Here is a 1,863-nt window from a genome sequence, read left to right as displayed (position 1 = left end):
CGGCCAATCTCATGGGCCAGCGGTCGGCGCGATAGCGGACGGAGTACTGGATGCCGAAATCCACGCCCAGCCCGACGAACAGCACGATGAAGGCGATGGACAGCAGGTTGAACGGGCCGGTCACGATCAGGCCGAAGGCGGCGGACATGGCCAGGCCGATGACCACCGTCACCAGGATGGCGCCCACCATGCGGAAGGACTTCACCGCCAGCCACAGCAGCACCAGCACGGCGATGCCGGTCAAGGCGCCGTTGAAGGCCGCCCCTTCGCCCAGAGTGCCGAACTCCTCATCCGCCATGGGGACCTCGCCGGTCAGGCGGACGCGGATGCCGTTGTCGGGCGTCAGACCCAGGTCCTTGGCTGTGGCGCGGATGGCGTCGGACGCCATGGACCCTGGCTGCAGGTCGTTGAAGTCCAGCACCGGCTGCACCAGGATGAAGCGGCGCAGTTCCATGGGGTTGGGCGGTTGGCCCGTCACCAGGCCGCGCCAGTTCAGCGGCACCACCTTGCCCTGGCTCGCCGCCTCCACCGTGCCGGACAGGGCGTCGAAGGGCCGCTGCAGGTCCTCCAGCTTGGCTTGGCCGTAGCTGACGCCCTGGAGGTAGGTGCCCAGCGTGTCCAGCAGGCCGCGCGCCGACGGATCGGCGGCCAACGGCCCCAGCAGGGGCTGCGCCTGGATCAGCGACTGCATGGTCGACTGCACGTCCTCGGTGGGCAACAGCATCAGCCCTTCGCGGTCGAAATAGGGGCCGCCATCGGGGCGGAAGACGTTGCGCACCACATCCGTACGCTTGCGCAGGGCCTCGGCCAGCATGCGGGTGGCGCGCTCCGCCAGTTCCGGTGTCACGCCGTCGATGACGATGGCCGTCTGCTGCACCTTCTGCGGATACAGCTTGTCGAAGGCGATTTCGCGTTGGCGCCAGGCCAGCTGCGGCGACAACAGCTTCACGGCGTCGGTGTCGATGGCGAAGTGGGTGGCGACATGGAAGGCGGCGGCCCCCCCAAGCACCAGCCCGGCCAGCAGCGTCAGCCGCCAGTGGCGGCAGCATGCGGCCACCAGTCGCGCCACCCGGTCGTTCAGACCCACTTTCCCGTCGACGTGCGCCATGGTGAGATTCCTTGAGGTTCTTAACGACAACGGGCGCCGGTCTCCCGGCGCCCGCGATCAGGTCATCAACGCCAGGCCCTTGATATCAGGCCTCGCGATAGCCCAGCAACAACAGGCCGACCAGAACGAAGCAGATGGGCCAGATCCAGCCCGCCCAGCGCGCGTCGCGGCCGGTGCCGCGAATCTGCATCCAGCGCGCGGCGCCGGCGGCCACGCCCAGGACGGCCAGGAACAGATGGCTGAGTTCGATCAGCAACTGCTCCTTGATGTTGCTGATGGCATGGTTGTGGGTCAGCAGCAGGTCGCCACCCACCGTGGTCAGGATGGGGAAGACCAGGGCCAGGGCCTGGTTCTTCCACCGCCCGGTGCGCACGCCCCATTCGAAGACGGTGAAGGCGACGATCAGCACCACGAACATGCGGTGCTGCACCACTTCCGGATCACGGAAGCTGTCCCAGAAGCCGACATTGCCCATGGGCCAGGTTTCCGGATCCGACCGCAGGAACAGGAAACCCGCCAGGATCAGGAACAGCAGGGGCCAGTGCTTGGCCCAGCGCACGCCCGCCCGCTCCAGCAGGGCGACCAGCCCGACCAGCAGCACGACCAGGCCCGCCCAATGGTGGTTGTATTCCGACCAGGCGATGTCGTCGGCATTGCGGGGTGGCAATTCGCCCGAGCCGGGGACGAAGGCCTGCGGCCGGTTCGACGCCTGTTGCTGTTGCCATTCCTGGTCCAGCTTCTCCTGCAGGGCGGGG

The 1,863-nt window shown here is 67.7% G+C and carries 1 protein-coding gene and 1 pseudogene; both read right to left on the bottom strand.

What is annotated here, in order from left to right; genetic code table 11:
* On the bottom strand, positions 1–1,108 hold a 1,108-nt coding region (locus tag I55_RS17490), incomplete at its 3' end, for an MMPL family transporter (RefSeq protein WP_044561866.1).
* Between the two features lie 85 nt (positions 1,109–1,193).
* Positions 1,194–1,863, bottom strand: a pseudogene (locus I55_RS37135) (copper resistance protein); the annotation flags it as partial.

Source organism: Azospirillum sp. B4 (assembly GCF_000333275.1).
GTDB lineage: Bacteria > Pseudomonadota > Alphaproteobacteria > Azospirillales > Azospirillaceae > Nitrospirillum.
The sequence above is the reverse complement of the archived record's forward strand: the minus strand, read 5'-3'. Positions and strand labels throughout refer to the sequence as shown.